This is a genomic window from Azospirillum sp. OGB3 (assembly GCF_014192915.1).
In the GTDB taxonomy this organism is placed as follows: Bacteria; Pseudomonadota; Alphaproteobacteria; order Azospirillales; family Azospirillaceae; genus Azospirillum.
Genome location: NZ_JACHYN010000003.1, coordinates 398364 through 415046, shown reverse-complemented (window position 1 = coordinate 415046; position 16683 = coordinate 398364). Strand labels below are relative to the sequence as shown.

General features: G+C 68.6%; 16 protein-coding genes. 9 read left to right on the top strand and 7 right to left on the bottom strand.

The window, feature by feature from the left end; translation table 11 throughout:
- The first annotated feature begins 73 nt into the window (after nt 1-73).
- The 4 genes from FHW79_RS09380 to FHW79_RS09365 are packed head-to-tail and all read left to right on the top strand — an operon-like array spanning nt 74 to nt 4128.
- On the top strand, nt 74-1492 hold the full coding sequence (locus FHW79_RS09380) for a YdbH domain-containing protein (RefSeq protein ID WP_211108171.1): 1419 nt from the start codon (nt 74-76) through the stop codon (nt 1490-1492).
- Nucleotides 1489-1767 carry a YnbE family lipoprotein gene (locus tag FHW79_RS09375; protein ID WP_183178656.1) on the top strand — a complete coding sequence of 93 codons (279 nt, stop codon included), beginning with the start codon at nt 1489-1491 and terminating at the stop codon, nt 1765-1767. The genes FHW79_RS09380 and FHW79_RS09375 overlap by 4 nt, the downstream gene beginning before the upstream one ends.
- Nucleotides 1764-2099 (top strand): YdbL family protein, encoded by a 336-nt coding sequence (locus tag FHW79_RS09370; RefSeq protein WP_183178655.1) that lies wholly within the window; start codon nt 1764-1766, stop codon nt 2097-2099. Before FHW79_RS09375 ends, FHW79_RS09370 begins: the two co-directional genes overlap by 4 nt.
- 13 nt (nt 2100-2112) lie before the next feature.
- Entirely contained in the window at nt 2113-4128 is a 2016-nt protein-coding gene (locus tag FHW79_RS09365) for a tetratricopeptide repeat protein (protein WP_183178654.1), read from the top strand.
- Here the strand turns inward: FHW79_RS09365 and FHW79_RS09360 are convergent.
- The 4 genes from FHW79_RS09360 to FHW79_RS09345 all read right to left on the bottom strand — a co-directional run bounded on the left by FHW79_RS09360 (nt 4125) and on the right by FHW79_RS09345 (nt 9331).
- Nucleotides 4125-4850 carry a hypothetical protein gene (locus FHW79_RS09360; protein WP_183178653.1) on the bottom strand — a complete coding sequence of 242 codons (726 nt, stop codon included), beginning with the start codon at nt 4848-4850 and terminating at the stop codon, nt 4125-4127. The two genes, FHW79_RS09365 and FHW79_RS09360, sit on opposite strands and share 4 nt — an antisense overlap.
- Before the next feature lie 96 nt (nt 4851-4946).
- Nucleotides 4947-7352, bottom strand: coding sequence for an LPS assembly protein LptD (gene lptD / locus FHW79_RS09355; protein WP_183178652.1), 2406 nt, complete (start codon nt 7350-7352; stop codon nt 4947-4949).
- A 183-nt stretch (nt 7353-7535) separates the two neighbouring features.
- Nucleotides 7536-7778 carry an Lrp/AsnC ligand binding domain-containing protein gene (locus tag FHW79_RS09350; protein WP_149466929.1) on the bottom strand — a complete coding sequence of 81 codons (243 nt, stop codon included), beginning with the start codon at nt 7776-7778 and terminating at the stop codon, nt 7536-7538.
- Nucleotides 7779-7783: 5 nt separating this feature from the next.
- A complete protein-coding gene (locus FHW79_RS09345) occupies nt 7784-9331 on the bottom strand; it encodes a DEAD/DEAH box helicase (RefSeq protein WP_183178651.1) in 1548 nt (515 codons plus the stop codon).
- Between the two features lie 276 nt (nt 9332-9607).
- On the opposite strand from FHW79_RS09345, the gene FHW79_RS09340 reads away from it, so the two are divergent.
- Together FHW79_RS09340 and FHW79_RS09335 are read left to right on the top strand one after the other, a co-directional pair.
- Nucleotides 9608-10150, top strand: a complete 543-nt coding sequence (locus FHW79_RS09340; protein ID WP_183178650.1) for a hydrolase — start codon at nt 9608-9610, stop codon at nt 10148-10150.
- Nucleotides 10151-10169: 19 nt separating this feature from the next.
- Nucleotides 10170-10874 carry an alpha/beta fold hydrolase gene (locus FHW79_RS09335; RefSeq protein WP_183178649.1) on the top strand — a complete coding sequence of 235 codons (705 nt, stop codon included), beginning with the start codon at nt 10170-10172 and terminating at the stop codon, nt 10872-10874.
- 13 nt (nt 10875-10887) lie between these two features.
- Here FHW79_RS09335 and FHW79_RS09330 read toward each other — a convergent pair whose 3' ends face one another.
- The 3 genes from FHW79_RS09330 to parE all read right to left on the bottom strand — a co-directional run bounded on the left by FHW79_RS09330 (nt 10888) and on the right by parE (nt 14348).
- Nucleotides 10888-11445 (bottom strand): hypothetical protein, encoded by a 558-nt coding sequence (locus tag FHW79_RS09330; protein ID WP_183178648.1) that lies wholly within the window; start codon nt 11443-11445, stop codon nt 10888-10890.
- Nucleotides 11446-11539: 94 nt separating this feature from the next.
- The gene (locus tag FHW79_RS09325; protein ID WP_183178647.1) at nt 11540-12304 is read right to left on the bottom strand and encodes a hypothetical protein; all 765 of its coding nucleotides are present in this window, start codon (nt 12302-12304) and stop codon (nt 11540-11542) included.
- A gap of 55 nt (nt 12305-12359) precedes the next feature.
- Nucleotides 12360-14348, bottom strand: coding sequence for a DNA topoisomerase IV subunit B (gene parE, locus FHW79_RS09320; RefSeq protein ID WP_183178646.1), 1989 nt, complete (start codon nt 14346-14348; stop codon nt 12360-12362).
- Between the two features lie 122 nt (nt 14349-14470).
- On the opposite strand from parE, the gene FHW79_RS09315 reads away from it, so the two are divergent.
- The 3 genes from FHW79_RS09315 (at nt 14471) to pdhA (ending at nt 16652) form a co-directional block, all read left to right on the top strand.
- Nucleotides 14471-14887, top strand: coding sequence for an acyl-CoA thioesterase (locus FHW79_RS09315; RefSeq protein WP_014198778.1), 417 nt, complete (start codon nt 14471-14473; stop codon nt 14885-14887).
- A 164-nt stretch (nt 14888-15051) separates the two neighbouring features.
- Nucleotides 15052-15423 carry a septum formation initiator family protein gene (locus tag FHW79_RS09310; RefSeq protein ID WP_014198780.1) on the top strand — a complete coding sequence of 124 codons (372 nt, stop codon included), beginning with the start codon at nt 15052-15054 and terminating at the stop codon, nt 15421-15423.
- Between the two features lie 212 nt (nt 15424-15635).
- Entirely contained in the window at nt 15636-16652 is a 1017-nt protein-coding gene (gene pdhA, locus FHW79_RS09305; protein WP_014198781.1) for a pyruvate dehydrogenase (acetyl-transferring) E1 component subunit alpha, read from the top strand.
- The last annotated feature ends 31 nt before the right edge of the window (nt 16653-16683 follow it).

Genomic DNA, 16683 nt, shown 5'->3' with positions numbered 1-16683 from the left:
GTTCATACCCGAAAGAGGCAATGGCGAACGTGACGGCGAGGGGTGGGGCGTGCGGCAGCAGAGCGTGCGGCGGATGAGACGATGGCTGGTTCTGGTGAAGCTGGCGCTGATCGGCGGGGCGGTCGCCCTGGCCGTCGAGCACCGGACCGACCTTGCCGGCACCGCCGCCACCCAGGCGCTGCGCCGCGCCGGCTTTCCGGACGCCGCCGTGACGGTGTCCGAACTGTCTGCGGAGCAGACCCGTGCCCTGGTCCGCCTGGACCGGCAGGGGACGGTCGCCGGCACCCTCACCCTCCATCACCCTCTGGACGCCCTGCGGGAGGGGCGAATCGAACGGCTGGACCTGACGGACGCCCGGTTGAGGATCGACGTGGCCAAGGACGGCGGCCTGAGCATCGCCGGCCACCCGTTGGCCGATACCGCCGGGGCGGCGGGCAAAGGTGGGCCGGCAGGCGACGGCGCCTTGGCGATTCCCATCGACGCCATCCAGTTTGGCGACACCGCGGTGACGTTGGCCACTCCGCGCGGCACGGCCGTCGGGACGCTGCGCCTGACCATGACCCGCGACGGCGCGATCCACCGCGGGCAGGCGGCCTTGACCGCCCCCGCCAAGGGCCTGTCCGTCCTGACCCACTGGACCGGCGCCGGCACGATCGCCGAGACGGTGGGCACCCTGACGGCGAAGGCCCGCCTCACCTGGGACGGCACGGCGCTGAAAGCCCAGGGCGACCTGCTGCTCGCCGACCTCGCCGGGCGGTTCGGACCGGTGTCGGCCAGTGGGATCAACGGCGTGCTGTCGCTTCCCAGCCTGTTCCCACCGGTGGTCGCGCCCGGCCAGACGCTGGCGGTGAAGCTGCTCGACGTCGGGCTGCCGCTGACCGACGGCACCCTTCGCTTCGGCTATGGGACGAAGGGCCGGCTGAATGTGGAGCACGCCGAATGGCACTGGGCCGGCGGAGTGTTGCGGGCGGATCCCTTCGCCATCGACCCGGCGGCTCCGCGGGGGACGGTTACGCTGCGGGCGGAGCGCGTCCATCTCGGCCCCATGCTGGAGATGGTCGCGGTGGACGGGCTGGAGGCGAGCGGAACGGTCAGCGGAAGCCTGCCGGTGCGCATCGAGGCCGACTCCGTCCATCTGGACAACGGGCTGCTGGAGGCTGACGCTCCCGGCACGCTGCGCTACGACCCCGAGAATCCGCCGGGCTTCCTGAAGGGGGAGGAGGGCAGTCCGACGGCCCTGCTGATGGGGGCGCTGACCGACTTCCGCTACGACACGCTGAGCGCCACCATGGAGGGGCAGGCGGGCGGGGAACTGGCGGTCGGCATCGCCATCCGCGGTTCCAACCCGGCATTCTACGATGGCTATCCGGTCGCGCTTAATCTTAAGGTGAGCGGCGCGCTCGACCGGATACTGCGGCAGAGCCTGGATACCTACCGCATTCCCGAGACGGTGCGCGACCGCATGACGGAGTTCCAACGAAAGAATCCATGAGACACACGGTTCGAAGCCGGCGCGTCCCGACCGCCGCACTGATCGCCGGGTTGGCCGCCGCCATGGGCGCTGGACTGGGCGCCTGCACCCCGACTGTCAAGGTCGAGGCCCCGGACAAGCCCATCGAGATCAACCTGAACATCCGCATCGAGCAGGAGGTCCGGGTGAAGGTCGAACGCGACCTGGAGAAGGCCATCGCCGACGATCCGGCCCTGTTCGGCCTGCCGCCGGCCCAGGACGGCTCGGGCGGCATGAAGGGAGGGAAAAAGCCATGAAGCGCATCGTTGCCGCCGCCGGGCTGGTCCTGGCGCTCACCCTGTCGGGTCCGGCGACGGCGCCGGCCCAGGACGCCCTGGGCGCCGCCAAGGCCGCCGGGCAGATCGGCGAACGGCCGGACGGGCTGGTCGGGGCGGTGCCCGGCGCGCCGGCCGCCGCGGCCCAACTTGCCGAGCAGGTCAACGCCCAGCGCATCGCCCGCTACCGTGAGATCGCCGGAAGCAACGGCACCTCGGTGGACCAGGTCCAGGCCCTCGCCGGCAAGCAGCTCATCGAGCGGACCCCTGCCGGGCAGTATGTGCTGTCGGGTGGGCGGTGGGTCCGCAAGTAGGCCGGCTGCGACCATGACCGCCGCCCTCCGCGCCCGGGTCGAGGAGTGCCGGGCGGCCTTGGCCGCCCGGCCCGGCGACTCCGCCGCGCTGGGGGAGCTGTTCGGCGCGCTCGACGCGCTGGGCGAGCCCGGCACGCCGGAAGAAGCGGTGGCCCGCTCCGCCTTCGGCGAGGCGCTGAGGCGGCAGGGATGGGCGGCGGAGGCCGAAGCGCACCATCGCGCCGCCCTCTCCTGGCTCCCCGATTTCGGCGGCAACCATTTCAATCTGGGCCTGACGCTCCAGGCGCTCGGCCGCAGGGAGGAGGCGGCCGACGCCTACGGCGAGGCGTCGCGGCTGATGCCGCGCTTCGCCCCGGCCCCTTGCAACCAGGGAGTCCTGCTCCGCGCGCTGGGGCACCGCGCGGCGGCGGAGGCGGCGTTGCGCAGGGCGGTGGCGCTCGACCCCGCGCTGGTTCCAGCCTGGCTCAACCTCGGCGCGGTTGTCCAGGAGGGGGGGCAGGCGGAGGAGGCCGCCGGCTGCTACCGCAACGCCCTGGCGCTGCGTCCCGATCTGGCCGAGGCCCACGCGAATCTCGGGCTGGCGGCGCGGGAGGCCGGGCGCCTCGCCGACAGCCTGCCGGCCTTCGAGCGCGCCCTGGCGGCCGGCCTGCCCGACGCCGGCGGCGTGCTCGCCCAACTCGTCCAGCAGATGCGGCACCTCTGCCGCTGGAACGGGCTGGCGGAGCGCTCCGCGCGACTGGCCGCCCTGGTGCGCGGCGGCGCGACGCGGCAGATCCATCCCTGGATCTTCCTCGGCGAGGGCGCCGGGCCGGCGGCGGAGCTATCCTGCGCCGGCCGCTACGCGGATTGGCGGACCCGTGGCATCGCCGCCATGCCAGCCCGCCGCGACGCCGCCCTGGGCAACCGGCTGCGCGTCGGCTATCTGTCCGCCGACTATCACGAGCACGCCACCGCCGCCCTCATCGCCGAACTGATCGAGCGCCACGACCGGAGCCGGTTCGAGGTCGCCGGCTACAGCTATGGCCCCGACGACGGCGGCCCGATGCGGCGCCGGCTGGCCGGCGGCTTCGACCGCTTCGTTGACCTCGCCGCCGGTTCCCACGCCGACGCCGCGGCGCGCATCCGCGCGGATGGGATCGACATCCTGGTGGACCTCAAGGGCTACACCCAGCACGCCCGGCCGGAGATCGCCGCCCATCGGCCCGCCCCCGTGCAAGTGCAATGGCTGGGCTATCCGGGAACGATGGGCGCTGGCTTCATCGATTACGTGATCGGCGACCCGCTGGTCACGCCGTTCGATCACCAGCCGTTCTATGCGGAGCGGATCGTCCAGCTTCCGGTCTGCTACCAGCCCAACGACCGCAGCCGGCCGATCGGGCCGATCCCGTCCCGCGCCGCCTGCGGCCTGCCGGAGCGGGGCATGGTTTTCTGCTGCTTCAACGCCGCCTACAAGATCACGCCGGACCTGTTCGACCGCTGGTGCCGCCTGCTGCGCGCGGCGCCGGACAGCGTGCTCTGGCTGCTCGACAGCCATCCGGAGGCGAGCGCGAACCTGCGGCGCGAGGCCGAGCGCCGGGGTGTCCCGGCCGGCCGGCTGGTCTTTGCCCCGCGGCGCTCCCCGGCGGAGCATCTGGCGCGCTACCGGCTGGCCGACCTGTTCCTGGACACCACGCCGGTCGGTGCCCACACCACCGCCAGCGACGCGTTGTGGGCGGGCCTGCCGGTGCTGACGGTGCCGGGGGAGGGGTTCGCGTCCCGCGTCGGAGCGAGCCTGTTGCGCGCCGCCGGCCTGCCTGAACTGGCGGTGCGCTCGCTGGATGACTATGAGGCCGCGGCGTTGCGGCTGGCCGGCGATCCGGAGGGACTCACCCGGTTGAAGGCGCGCCTCGCCGCGGAGCGGAACCGCGCGCCGCTGTTCGACGCCGAACGCTTCGCCCGCGCGCTGGAGCGCGCCTACGCGACGATGTGGGATATCCATGAGTCCGGCAGGCCGCCCCGTGCCTTCACCGTTCCGGACGAGGGTGATTAAGGGAAGGGGCAGCGGTCGGCGGTCACGTCTACGAAGGAGCGGGCGCCGGGCGTGAAGGTGAAGCGGTACTCGGTATTGTCGAGCACCACCGTCTGGTGCAGGGGCAGAACGCCCTTGGCGACCGTTTCCTTGCCGCCCATGCCGGCGATCTTGATGGTCACCGGCTGCGCCGGGTCGAACCAACTCTCCGCGTTGCCCTGCGGGTTGCGCGACGACTGGCCCTCGCCGCTCACGGTGACCGCGCCATTGTTGAAGCTGGTGCTGCGGTTGCCCGATTTCAGGAGGGGGGTGGCCAGAGCGAAGCGCTTGGTTTCCGCCGGTTGGCAGTTGCGCACCGCCTGCACCTGGGCGATCACGAAGGCGAGCCGGTTGGGGTCCATGCCGCCCTTCAGCCGTTCCGACACCAGCCCGGTCAGCCGCGCCAGATCGCCGGAGGGCACCTCGCGCTGGAGACGGCCCTCCAGTTCCGCTGCGCGGGCCTCCGCCGTGCGCGCGGCATGCTGCATCTGGCTGGCCAGCAGTTCCAACTCTGCCTTCTGGCGCGACAGCGTCGAGATTTCCTCGCGCAGCGTGACGTCGCGGCCCTTCAACTGCTCGATGCCCATCTGGTAGGCGAACAGGCCGACGCCGAGGAGTACGGCGGCGAACAGACCGAATTTCGCAAACCCCGCCCAGAAGCGGCGGCGATAACGGCGTTCGTAGTCGTAGCGTCCCAAGGCCATGTGCAGCAAACCCGAGCGGAAGGAGAGGGTGCTATGGCTACCCAGATCGGCCGCCCGATGCAACCCCTTGACCTTGGCGGGAGACTCGGCTCCCGATCAGTTGCTGGCCCCGGACGGGCCGAGGAATCCGGCGCTGATCCCCGGCGTGCGGAACTCGCCGACATTCTTGAACACGAAGCGGAAGAAGATGGTGTTCCCCTCCTGCTCGCCGTTCTGGATGACGGTGTAGTCGCGTTGGGCGATGGTTTCGAAGATCAGGCATTCGTCCTGGTAGCGCAGGATGCCCGCGCTGGAGCGCGGTCCCGCATCGGGACGGAAGGACTGGGAATGGGACACGCCGATCGACCAGTGCTGCGAGAACTGGGACGACACCGAGATGCCCGCCTGCTCCACCTCGTTCCGCTCGACGACGTAGGGATTCTCGGTCTGGTCGACGTAGGTGTAGGTGCTGGCGACGCGCAGCAGCGGCACGCCGGCCGACGCGTTGACCGAATGGCGGCGTGGCTTCAGCGTGTCGTGGTCGATGCGGAAGCCGTAGTTCACGTCCAGCCAGTCCGCCGGGCGCAGGTCGAGGCGACCGACATAATCCGACGACTTCTTGTCGAGACCCGACCCGCCGCGGAAATTCTCCGTGTCGTCGGCGCGGAAGCTCTGACCGACGAACAGGCTGGCCGATCCGACCTTGTAGCCCTGGAACGTCGTGCGCAGGCCATAGGTCGCGCGAAGGCCGCCGTCCAGCCGGTCGATGCCGGTGAAGCGATTCGGCATCAGCAGGTTGACCTCGTCGAACTCGACGTCGAGGCTGTCCTCGTTCGGGAAGGCCGGATCGTTGTCCACATTCGGCGACACGCTGATCTGCCCGATCGGCTCGATGGTCTGGAAATTGCTTTCGCCGTACCGGACGAAGGGATAGCGCACCGTCGTCGTGGCCTGCGGGAAGAAGCGCAGGCGCTGGACGCTGTCGTTGCCGGTACCGGCCGGATCGTTCGGATCGAACCGCTGGGCGGTGTAGCCGGCCAGCAGGACGCTGCCCTCGATCGTGGTGACGAAGCCGAGGTTGGAATAGATGTCGCGCTGCCAGCCGGGCTGCATGGCCAGACGCTGGGTGTCCGGGCCACCGCTGCCTGGGCGGGCGACGGCCAGCAGGCTGCTGTCCAGGGACCAGCGCCCGCCCAGCAGGCTGCCCGGCTCGCCCAGGGCGTTGTAGCGCGCCTCGGGCAGCACGTAGGGCTCCTGCACCGTGTTGCCCCAACGCAGATCCTGGAAGCTGTAGGCGTTCACCGCCGCGTAGTTGCGGCCGTTGAAGCCCTCGACGAAGGCCCGGCTGGTCAGCACCTCGTCCCGGATGTTGAAGTAGCGGCGCAAATACAGTTCGTCGCTCGCCCGCTTCAGGTTGAAACCCCAGCGCCACGTCTCGTCGATGTCGAACAGGCCGCTGGCGAAGGCGTGACCGCGCCAGCGGCGGTCGTCGGCGCCCTTCAGCGTGCCGTTGGGAATTTCGCCCTGCGTCCCCGACACGTCGAGCTGCAACCGCCCGTTTTCGAAACGCTTGCGGTACTGGCCGCCCAGGAACAGGCCCTGGTTGGAGTAGCCGCCGAGGTCGAAGGTGGCATCCTGGTCCGGCGCGATGTCCCAGTAATAATGGGAGATGGCGCCGAAGCCGAGTTCGGAGTTGTTCCGGAAGCTCGGCGTCAGGAAGCCCGAGCGCCGGTCCACCGTGGGATCGGGGTGGGACAGGTAGGGAGTGTAGAAGAACGGGACGCCGAACATCTCCATGACAGCGTCGCGGTAGCGGACCTCGTGGTCCTCGTTGTCCTGGACCACGCGGGCGGCGCGGATTTGCCAGACCGGCGGGCTGGATGGATCGGACTTGCACAGCTCGCAGGGGCTGTAGACGGCGCGGTTCAGGCGGATCAGCCTTCCGCCACGGCGCTCGCCCTCGGTGCCGGCCATGCGGCTGTTGTCGGTCATCAGCATGCGGACGTTCTCGACGAACGCGTCGCGCATGTCGTCGGTCAGTTCCGCGTAGTTGGAGAACAGGATGTCGCCCGACGGCTCGACCAGACGGACGTTGCCGGACGCGATGACCACCTTGGTCTTCTGGTTGTAGGTGATCGAGTCGGCGTGAACGGTTCGCGCGCCCTGCGACAGTTCCACGTTGCCGGACGCCGTCACGAGGCTGTTCGCCTCGTCGAAGGTAACCGTGTCGGCTCCGAGAAGGACGGGCGGGTCCTGCGGCTTTCCGTTGGATGGTCCCGGCGACGGCACGACGACGTCGAGACGTCCGCCCCGATCCGCCCCGACCGGCGGAGCGGCGTTCGCCTGCGGTGCCGGAGGGGGGGGCTGCTGCGCGTCGGCCAGATCGGCCAGGACGACGCCGCAGGAGGCCATCAGGGCGACGATGCCGGATCGCAGGACCAGCGACCGGCGGTCCAACGGGCGGTGCATCTTCGGGCTGGTGGCGCGGGCGCGCCGGGCATGTCGGGACGGGAGCTGGGACATGCGGAACGTTTGAGGTAACCAACCGGCCAAGTCAACGGTTTCGCGGCGCGTCTCGCGAATTGTCCAAGGCCTGTTGCCGTAAGGCTGAGTCATGAAAAAAGGGACCGGCCGCAAGTCGCGGAGGTCCCCTCATTCATGCCCGGTCCGCGCCTCGTGGAGGCGGTTTTCGCACCCGTCGAGCGCCTAGGCGAAGGCCTTGTAGGCGATGAGGGTGAAGGTGTCGCGCACCCCGGCCAGGGTCTGGATGTTCTCGGTCACGAATCGGCCGATGTCCAGATCCTGGGGCAGGTAACACTTCATCAGCAGATCGTACTGGCCGGAGATGGAGTGCACCTCCGACACCTGCTCGATGTCCTGAACGGCCTGATCGGCCACCTGATAAGCCTTGCCCAGCTCGCATTTGACCATGACGAAGATGGTCTGCATGGCGGTCAGCCCTCCTGCGAGGATTGCTCGGCGGGTTCAGCCGGGGCCGGGCGCCGCGCGGAGCGGAGCATGAAGGCCGGCATATGGTCGCCGAAGCCGATCACAGGCGCGTCGTCCTCGTCCTCGTCGCGGCGACGGCGGCGATCACGGTCGCGGTCCCGACGGGGCTCCTGCTGGCGGCGGGCCTCGGCGGCGGCCAACGATTCGCGCGGCTGGCGCTCCTCACGCGGTTGACGCTCCTCACGCACCGGGCGCTCCTCCCGGGCCTGACGCTCCTCGCGGGGCGCCCGATCCTCGCGGGGCGCCCGATCCTCGCGGTCGGGACGTTCGGCACGCTGTTCGCGCGGCGCGCGGTCGCCGCGCTCCTTGTCCTTGCCGCGGCCCCGGCTGCGGCCACGGCGCGCCTCGTCCTCGCTGAGGAACTCGGCCGATTCGAGGCCGTCAATCGCGATCAACGGAATCTCCCGCTTGATGAGACGGCCGATGGCCGAAACCTGCTTGCCGTCCAGCGGGCTGGCCAGCGTGAAGGCGCGGCCCGAGCGGCCCGCCCGGCCGGTGCGTCCGATGCGGTGGACATAGTCTTCGGCGCTGACCGGAACGTCGAAGTTGAAGACGTGGCTGAGCCCCTGGACGTCCAGGCCGCGCGCCGCCACGTCGGAACAGACGAGCAGCGTGATCTCGCCCTTCTTGAAGGCCTCCAGCGTCTCCATCCGCTTCGACTGCACCATGTCGCCGTGCAGCGCGCCAGCGTTGAAGCCGTGGCTTTCCAGCGACTTCTGCAGGATGGCGACGTCGCGCTTGCGGTTGCAGAAGATGAAGGCGTTCTTGACGTCCTCGGTGCGCAGCAGGTGGCGCAGCGCCTTGCGCTTGTCCTCCTCGTGCACCAAGGCCATCGCCTGGGTCACCGTCTCCGACGGGGAGGCCGGCGGCGCGACGGTCACTTCCTTCGGGTTCGACAGGAAGGCGTCGGCCAGACGGCGGATCTCCGGCGGCATGGTGGCGGAGAAGAACAGCGTCTGGCGCAGCTTGGGCAGCTTGCTGACGATCCGCTCGATGTCCGGGATGAAGCCCATGTCGAGCATCCGGTCCGCCTCGTCGATGACGAAGACCTTGATGTCGTTGAGCATGATGTTGCCGCGTTCGAACAGATCGATCAGACGGCCCGGCGTCGCGATCAGCACGTCAACACCGCGGTCCAGCCGCTTCACCTGCTCGGTGAAGGTTTCCCCGCCGATCAGGAGCGCCATGCTGAGCTTGTGGTGCTTGCCGTAGGTCTCGAAGCTCTCGGCGACCTGCGCCGCCAGCTCCCGAGTCGGCTCCAGGATGAGCGATCGGGGCATGCGCGCCCGCGCCCGGCCCGAAGCCAGGATGCTGATCATCGGCAAGGTGAAGCTGGCCGTCTTCCCGGTGCCGGTTTGCGCGCAGCCGAGCACGTCGCGGCCTTGCAGGACCCAGGGAATGGCCTGTTCCTGAATTGGCGTCGGCTGGGTGTAACCCTTGTCCTCGATTGCCCGCAGGACGTCAGGTCCAAGCCCAAGTTCCGAAAAGAGCATCCAACCTGTTTCTGTCTGGAGTGCGAAAATCGTGCCGATGCGGCCCGACGAGTAGATGGTGCGGCAGAATATGAAGTCAAAGGGCGGTGTCAATAGACCTTGTGATGAAATCGCTCATCGCGCGGGTCCGGACGGGCCGCTTGGCGTCCCGCGCCCGCTCGGCTAGGCTGTGAAAAGGCCGCGCAAACCGCGGAAATCCGGCCCTTGCGGCGGTTGTGGACGCTCTGGCGTCCATTTTCGCCGTCTGAACCGGACAATCAAAAAGGCAGTCCCGCGATGCTCCTTTCTTCCCAACGCTCCGTCCTGGTGGTGGTCGATATCCAGGAAAAGCTGATGCCGTCGATCGCCGAGTCCGCGCGGGTGGAGCACAACGCCGCGAGGCTGCTGAAGGGCGCGGCGCTGCTCGGCGTGCCGGCCTTCGCCACCGAACAATATCCCAAGGGGCTCGGTCCCACCGCCGCCTCCCTGCGCGCCCTGCTGCCGCCGGACGGGGTGGTGGAGAAGATCAGCTTCTCCGCCGCGCGGGAGCCGGCCTTCCTGGAGCGGCTGGAGCGGATCGGCCGTCGGCAGATCGTGCTGGCTGGGTCGGAGGCCCATGTCTGCGTCATGCAGACGGCGCTGTCGCTGGTCGAACTGGGGTTCGAAGTGGTGCTGGTGGCCGACGCCGTGTCGTCGCGCGTGCCCGCCAACGCGGAACTTGGCATCGCCCGCATGCGCGCCGCCGGGGCGACCATCGTCAGCACCGAGATGGTCCTGTTCGAATGGATGGAGCGGTCGGACATCCCCGCTTTCAAGGCGGTTCTGGATCTGATCCGCTGACTGTGGGAAAGGAAGAGGAATGAGCGACCGAATTCCCCTGATCCTGCTGCCCGGCATGCCGCTGGACGCCGCGCTGTGGGAGCACCAGACCGGCCATCTGGCCGATGTGGCGGAGACCGTCGTCGGCGACTTGACCGGCCAAGACTCCATGACCGCCCTCGCCGCCGCCGTGCTGGCGCAGGCTCCGGCGCGATTCGCGCTTGCCGGCCTGTCGATGGGGGGCTATGTCGCCTTCGAGATTCTGCGGCAGGCGCCGGAACGGGTGGCGAAGCTCGCCCTGCTCGACACCAGCGCCCGCCCCGATACGCCGGAGCAGACGGCCACCCGCCAAGACGCCATGCGTCTGGTGGGGCAGGGACGGTTGCGCCAGGTGGTGGCCGCCGGCATGCCGCGCCTCGTCCATCCCGACCGCAGCGGCGAAGCCGCTCTGGTCGACTCGGTGCAGGCCCAGGCCCAGCGGGTCGGGGCGGACGGCTATATCCGGCAGCAGACCGCCATCATGAACCGCCCGGACAGCCGCCCCGGGCTGGGGGCCATCGCCTGCCCGACGCTGGTGCTGTGCGGACGGCAGGACGCCATCACGCCCCCGGCGCTGCACGAGGAGATCGCCGAGGGGATCCCCGGCGCCCGTCTCGCCCTGATCGAGGATTGCGGCCACCTGTCGGCCATGGAGCGGCCGCAGGCGGTCACCGCGTTGCTTCGGCAGTGGCTTCTCTACGCCTGAACGCCGTCTCGCCTCAGCAGTCAGGGCCTCCGCTGCAGCCGTCCAGGTCGGCGCGGCGGGCCGGAAAAAGGGCGAAGGTCATATCGCTGATGAGCGACCGGAAATCCGGGTCGTTCGGTCCCTGCGGACGGTCGAGCCAGCCGGTGGCCGAGGACAGCGTGCCGCCGCCGCGGCAGAAAGCGCCCTGGACCACGATGGGACCCCCGGGCGGGCTGGTGCGCAGGGGCTGGCCGCTGCACAGGTATGAGTTCAGCGTCGTCTCGGCGGGGTTGAAGGCCAGGACGACCCGGTAGTCGGGCCGAGCCGTCTGGTTCGGCGTGGTGGTGAAGTTGGTGCGCACGCCGGAGATGCGGTTCTGCATGTTGGCGGTCACCAGAGGCCCGAAGGTTTGCGGGTCCATGCCGAACGGATTGCCGTGGATCACCACACGCAGGTCGCGGTTGGAGGCGGCGTAGGACACCTCGCTCAGCGTATAGGCGGGAACTGGCAGGTCGGCCACCACGCGCTCGTTGGTGCAGGCCGCCGCCATCGCGCAGAGGGCGAGAAGGCTGGCACGGGGCAGGAAGGTCATGGCTCGCCTGGGCTTCTGAGTGGACAGGGGGGTGAACAATCATGGGATGCCGCTTCGGCACCGGCAAGCCCATGCCCTCCGGAAGAACCGCCGCTCAGCCGACCGCGTATCCCGGCGGGGTCCAGTCGGTGCGCAGCCAGTTCCGGGCGGCGCGCTCGATCAGCTCCGGATAATTGGGGACCTCCGTGGGGCCGACCAGCGGCAGCCCCATGTCCCCGACGATGCGGCCCACCGAGGCGGTGTCCAGAGGCAGGCCGAGCTGGCGGGCGCGATGGGCGATGTCCATCTCCTGGCCCCAGTAGTAGACCTGGGAGGCGCCGGTGTTGTCCCGCATGCGGCGCACCTGCTCCAGCCGGTCGTCGCCGTAAAGCGGCTGCCAGATGTCGGCCATCAGCGTGTCCGCCGGCTCGTCGGGCCTGTGGGCGAGGGCGTCGCCCTGGATCACCGTCACCTTGGCGGCGGCCTCGGGCGGAAGCTGGCCGAACACGTCCATCGTGGCGTTCACCGCGATCACCTCGGGGTCGAGTTCGACCACCGTGACGCGCGTGACCTCGGGCCGCAGGGCGGCATTGGCGGCGGCCCAGCCCATGCCGAGCCCCATGACCACCGTGTGCCCCGCCGCGAAGCGGCAGCCGATCTCCTGGCTTTCAATCTCCATGGGGGTCATCGACATCCAGGTGCGCGACGCCGGCCCGTCATGGCGGATCAGCCCGGCCATGTCGGTGACCAGCATCGCCTCGCTCCAATAGCCCTTGCAGATCAGCATCGGGGCGAGCAGAAGCTCCCAGCGCTCGCCCTTCCATGGACGGTAGGTCGGGCGGAAGAGGTCCGTCTGGTACAAAGCGAGCGTCGCGGTCATACGGCCGGGGTCCATGACGTTGATTCGTGCGCCAACGAGCGTAGCGCGCCGCGGCTTACACGTCGATGTCGTCGACCCGGACGAACTTTGCGTTCTCCTGGATGAACTGGAAGCGCAGCTCCGGACGGCGGCCCATCAGTTCCTCGACGCGGGTCCTGGTGGCCTTGACGTCCTCGGCCTGCTCGGGGTCGGCGCTGTTCGGCACGACGACGCGCAGCAGTGTCCGCTTGGCCGGGTCCATGGTCGTTTCGCGGAGCTGGGCCGGCATCATTTCGCCCAAGCCCTTGAACCGGCTGATCTCCACCTTCTTGCCCTTGAACGTCTTGTTCATGAGCTGGTCCTTGTGTGCGTCGTCGCGGGCGTAGACCGACTTGGCGCCGTGGCTGATGCGGTAGAGCGGCGGCAGGGCCAGATACAGGTGCCCGTTCTGGATCAGCCCGCCCATCTCCCGATAGAAGAAGGTCATCAGCAGCGAGGCGATGTGCGCGCCGTCCACGTCGGCGTCGGTCATGATGATGACCCGCTCGTAGCGCAGCTTGTCGCTGGAGAAGTCCTTGCCCACCCCGCAGCCCAGCGCCTGGGTGAGGTCGTTCAGCTCCTGGTTGGCCTTCATCTTGTCGGAGGAGGCCGAGGCGACGTTCAGGATCTTGCCGCGCAGCGGCAGGATGGCCTGGGTCTCGCGGTTGCGCGCCTGTTTGGCGGAACCGCCTGCCGAATCGCCCTCGACCAGGAAGATCTCCGTCCCCTCCGGCGAGTTGCGCGAGCAGTCGGCCAGCTTGCCGGGCAGGCGCAGGCGCCGGGTTGCGGACTTTCGTCCCAACTCCTTGGACTGCTTGCGCTTGGCGCGCTCCTCCGCCTTCTCGATCAGCCGTTCCAGAAGGGCCTTGGACGAGGACGGGTCACCGGACAGCCAGTGGTCGAAGTGATCCTTGATCGCCGCCTCGACCAGCCGGTGGGCTTCCGCCGTGACCAGCTTCTCCTTGGTCTGGCCTTGGAAATGCGGCTCGCGGATGAAGACCGACAGCAGGATGCAGGCGTCGCCCATCACGTCGTCCGCGGTGACCTGGGCGGCGCGCTTGTTGTTGGTCAGCTCGCCGTAGCCCTTCAGGCCGCGGGTCAGCGCGGCGCGCAGGCCGGCCTCGTGGGTGCCGCCTTGCGGGGTGGGCACCGTGTTGCAGTAGGTGTGGGAGAAGCCCTCGTCATCCTCCGGCCAGGCGATGGCCCATTCCACGCGGCCCTGCTGGTTCGGGAAGTCCAGCGCGCCGGAGAAGGGCAGGCGGGTCAGCGTCCGGCGTTCCTTCAGGGCGGCGTTCAGGTAGTCGAGCAGGCCGCCGGGGAAGTGCAGCGTCTCCTGCGCCGGAGTGGTGGATTCCGCCGACAGCAGCGACGGGTCGCAGCTCCAGCGGATCTCCACGCCCCGGTACAGGTAGGCCTTGGAGCGCGCCAGCCGGTACAGCCGGTGCGGCTCGAAATGGGCGGCCTCACCGAAAATCTCGGGGTCGGCGTGGAAGCGGATGGTCGTGCCGCGGCGATTGGCCGCGCCCTGGCGGGTCAGCGGCCCCTGGGGCAGGCCGCGGCTGTACTGCTGCACGTAGAGCTGGCGGTCGCGCGCCACCTCCACCGTCAGCCGGTCGGACAGGGCGTTGACCACCGACAGGCCGACGCCGTGCAGACCGCCGGAGGTCTGGTAGACCTTGTTGGAGAATTTGCCGCCCGAATGCAGGGTGGTGAGGATGACCTCCAGCGCCGACTTGCCCGGGTACTTGGGGTGGTCGTCGATCGGGATGCCGCGCCCGTTGTCGCGCACCACCACCGTGCCGTCGGCGGTCAGCTCCAGGTCGATGCGGCTGGCGTGGCCGGCCACCGCCTCGTCCATGGCGTTGTCCAGAACCTCGGCCACCAGATGGTGCAGCGCCCGGTCGTCGGTGCCGCCGATGTACATGCCGGGGCGCCGGCGGACGGGCTCAAGCCCCTCCAGAACCTCAATATCCTGGGCGGAATAGGTCTCGGCCTTGCGCGCCGTGTTCTCGAAAAGATCGCTCATGGCCCCAGTTATAGGAATTTCGTCAGGGCTGCGCAAGCGCATGCGGTGGCTCCTATATACTCCCCGCACCATATTTTGTGATGCGCTTTTTCGACCCCAGAATGAACGAGGGCGGAGGCACGATGAGCGACGGCACTCCCACCGATCAGAACCAAGCCCAACCCGACATGGAAGGCGGTCCGGCGTTGCGCACCATCGCCATGCCGGCGGACACCAACCCCAACGGCGACATCTTCGGCGGCTGGCTGCTGTCCCAGATGGATCTGGCCGGCGGCGTCGCCGCCCTGCGCCGTGCGGGCGGGCGCGTTGCGACGGTGGGGATCGAGGCGATGACCTTCCACAAGCCGGTCTATGTCGGCGATGAGGTGAGCTGCTTCGCCCATGTCACCAAGGTGGGCCGCACCTCCATCCGCGTCCGGGTCGAGACCTGGGTGCGCCGCCAGCGCAGCGCGGGGGAGGCGATCAAGGTGACGGAGGGCGTGTTCACCTACGTCGCCATCGGCGAGGACCGCCGCCCGCGCGAGGTCCCGCCGGAGTGAAGCGCAACCCGCCTTCTTTCGAAGGTTGCGCGCTGTGTCATTCTCCTTTGGGGGTGTAAACCGCCTATTACTCGGCGCCGCAAAGAGCATGGCGCGGTGAATTCTTTCGGATTGCTTCTTTTCCGTTTGACCGAAGGAATCGCGTATGATTCCATCATACCGCCATGACCATGCTCCAGAACCTCACCGACTCGCTGAAACGCGCCGCCAAAAGCGCCCTTCGCCAGGCCATCGGGCCGGCCATCGGCTCCTGCGTCGTCGCCTACTTCGTCTATTACGCCGTCCAGGGGGACCGCGGGCTGCTCGCCATGAACCACCTGAAGGCGGAGATCGCCACGGCGGAATCCGTCCTGGATCAGGTGAAGGCCGAGCGCGAGCGAATGGACCGCCGCGCGCAACTGATGCGCAGCGACCACCTGGACCGCGACATGCTGGACGAGCGTGCGCGCACGATGTTGAACCTTTCAGGCCCCCGCGACGTCATAATCGCACTCCCTCCGGCGCAGGTCGAAGGTGATGCTAGCGCTGAGAAGTAGGCCATATCAGTGAATTAACCGAAAGTCGGTTAACGCCGAATTTCGCGTTTAAAAACAGATATTTGCGTCTCGTGCGCTTGTCGTGTACTGTGCGCCCCGCATCCGCTTCCGGTGCGAGGGGGATGCACCCTCATAAGTGGGATGTACCCTCGCAACGTGCTGCAGCCCTGGCTGTTCGCTTGCCGTCGCTGCATAAACCCTGGGGAGGAAACATGGCCGCGTCACGACGCCGTCCGAAGGCGCAGACTGACTCCGCGTCGAAGCAGGCCGCTTCGACCGAGGACCTGATCAAGTACTATCGCGAGATGCTTCTGATCCGCCGCTTCGAGGAGAAGGCGGGCCAGCTCTACGGCATGGGTCTCATCGGCGGTTTCTGCCACCTCTACATCGGCCAGGAAGCCGTTGTGGTCGGCATCCAGGCCGCGCTGAAGGACAACGACGACGTCATCACCAGCTACCGTGACCATGGCCACATGTTGGCCTGCGGCATGGACCCCAAGGGCGTGATGGCCGAGCTGACCGGTCGCCGTGGAGGCTACTCCAAGGGCAAGGGCGGCTCGATGCACATGTTCAGCCGCGAGAAGAACTTCTACGGCGGCCACGGCATCGTCGGCGCGCAGGTCCCGCTGGGCACCGGCCTCGCCTTCTCGCACAAGTACAACAAGGACGACGGCCTGTCCGCGGTCTATTGTGGCGACGGCGCCATCAACCAGGGGCAGGTTTACGAGAGCTTCAACATGGCGGCGCTGTGGAAGCTGCCGGTGCTCTACGTGATCGAGAACAACAAGTACGCCATGGGCACCTCGCAGGAGCGCGCCTCGGCGGGCGAACTGCACCAGCGCGGTGCGGCCTACGGCATTCCCGGCCATCAGGTCAACGGCATGGACGTCCTCGAGGTCCGCGAGGCCGCCGACAAGTGGGTCGAGTACATCCGCGCCGGCAACGGCCCGGTCATCCTCGAGATGAAGACCTACCGCTACCGCGGCCACTCGATGTCCGACCCGGCCAAGTACCGGACCAAGGAGGAGGTCGAGAAGATGCGGAGCGAGTCCGATCCGATCGACAACCTGAAGCGCGTCCTGCTGGAAGGCGCTTACGTGACCGAGGACCAGCTCAAAGAGATCGACCGCGAGGTCAAGGCCGTGGTGACCGAGGCTGCCGAATTCGCGCAGCAGAGCCCCGAGCCCGATCCGGCGGAGCTGTGGACGGACGTCCTGGTCGAAGCCTGACGACAACGATAAGAGGAGCGGCGCCGAGGGC

Excerpts from the sequence above, each read along its gene's own strand:
- FHW79_RS09380 (WP_211108171.1), top strand. The coding sequence starts at position 74 with ATGAGACGATGGCTGGTTCTGGTGAAGCTGGCGCTGATCGGCGGGGCG.
- FHW79_RS09375 (WP_183178656.1), top strand. The coding sequence starts at position 1,489 with ATGAGACACACGGTTCGAAGCCGGCGCGTCCCGACCGCCGCACTGATC.
- FHW79_RS09370 (WP_183178655.1), top strand. The coding sequence starts at position 1,764 with ATGAAGCGCATCGTTGCCGCCGCCGGGCTGGTCCTGGCGCTCACCCTG.
- FHW79_RS09365 (WP_183178654.1), top strand. The coding sequence starts at position 2,113 with ATGACCGCCGCCCTCCGCGCCCGGGTCGAGGAGTGCCGGGCGGCCTTG.
- FHW79_RS09360 (WP_183178653.1), bottom strand. The coding sequence starts at position 4,850 with ATGGCCTTGGGACGCTACGACTACGAACGCCGTTATCGCCGCCGCTTC.
- lptD (WP_183178652.1), bottom strand. The coding sequence starts at position 7,352 with ATGTCCCAGCTCCCGTCCCGACATGCCCGGCGCGCCCGCGCCACCAGC.
- FHW79_RS09350 (WP_149466929.1), bottom strand. The coding sequence starts at position 7,778 with ATGCAGACCATCTTCGTCATGGTCAAATGCGAGCTGGGCAAGGCTTAT.
- FHW79_RS09345 (WP_183178651.1), bottom strand. The coding sequence starts at position 9,331 with ATGCTCTTTTCGGAACTTGGGCTTGGACCTGACGTCCTGCGGGCAATC.
- FHW79_RS09340 (WP_183178650.1), top strand. The coding sequence starts at position 9,608 with ATGCTCCTTTCTTCCCAACGCTCCGTCCTGGTGGTGGTCGATATCCAG.
- FHW79_RS09335 (WP_183178649.1), top strand. The coding sequence starts at position 10,170 with ATGAGCGACCGAATTCCCCTGATCCTGCTGCCCGGCATGCCGCTGGAC.
- FHW79_RS09330 (WP_183178648.1), bottom strand. The coding sequence starts at position 11,445 with ATGACCTTCCTGCCCCGTGCCAGCCTTCTCGCCCTCTGCGCGATGGCG.
- FHW79_RS09325 (WP_183178647.1), bottom strand. The coding sequence starts at position 12,304 with ATGACCGCGACGCTCGCTTTGTACCAGACGGACCTCTTCCGCCCGACC.
- parE (WP_183178646.1), bottom strand. The coding sequence starts at position 14,348 with ATGAGCGATCTTTTCGAGAACACGGCGCGCAAGGCCGAGACCTATTCC.
- FHW79_RS09315 (WP_014198778.1), top strand. The coding sequence starts at position 14,471 with ATGAGCGACGGCACTCCCACCGATCAGAACCAAGCCCAACCCGACATG.
- FHW79_RS09310 (WP_014198780.1), top strand. The coding sequence starts at position 15,052 with ATGACCATGCTCCAGAACCTCACCGACTCGCTGAAACGCGCCGCCAAA.
- pdhA (WP_014198781.1), top strand. The coding sequence starts at position 15,636 with ATGGCCGCGTCACGACGCCGTCCGAAGGCGCAGACTGACTCCGCGTCG.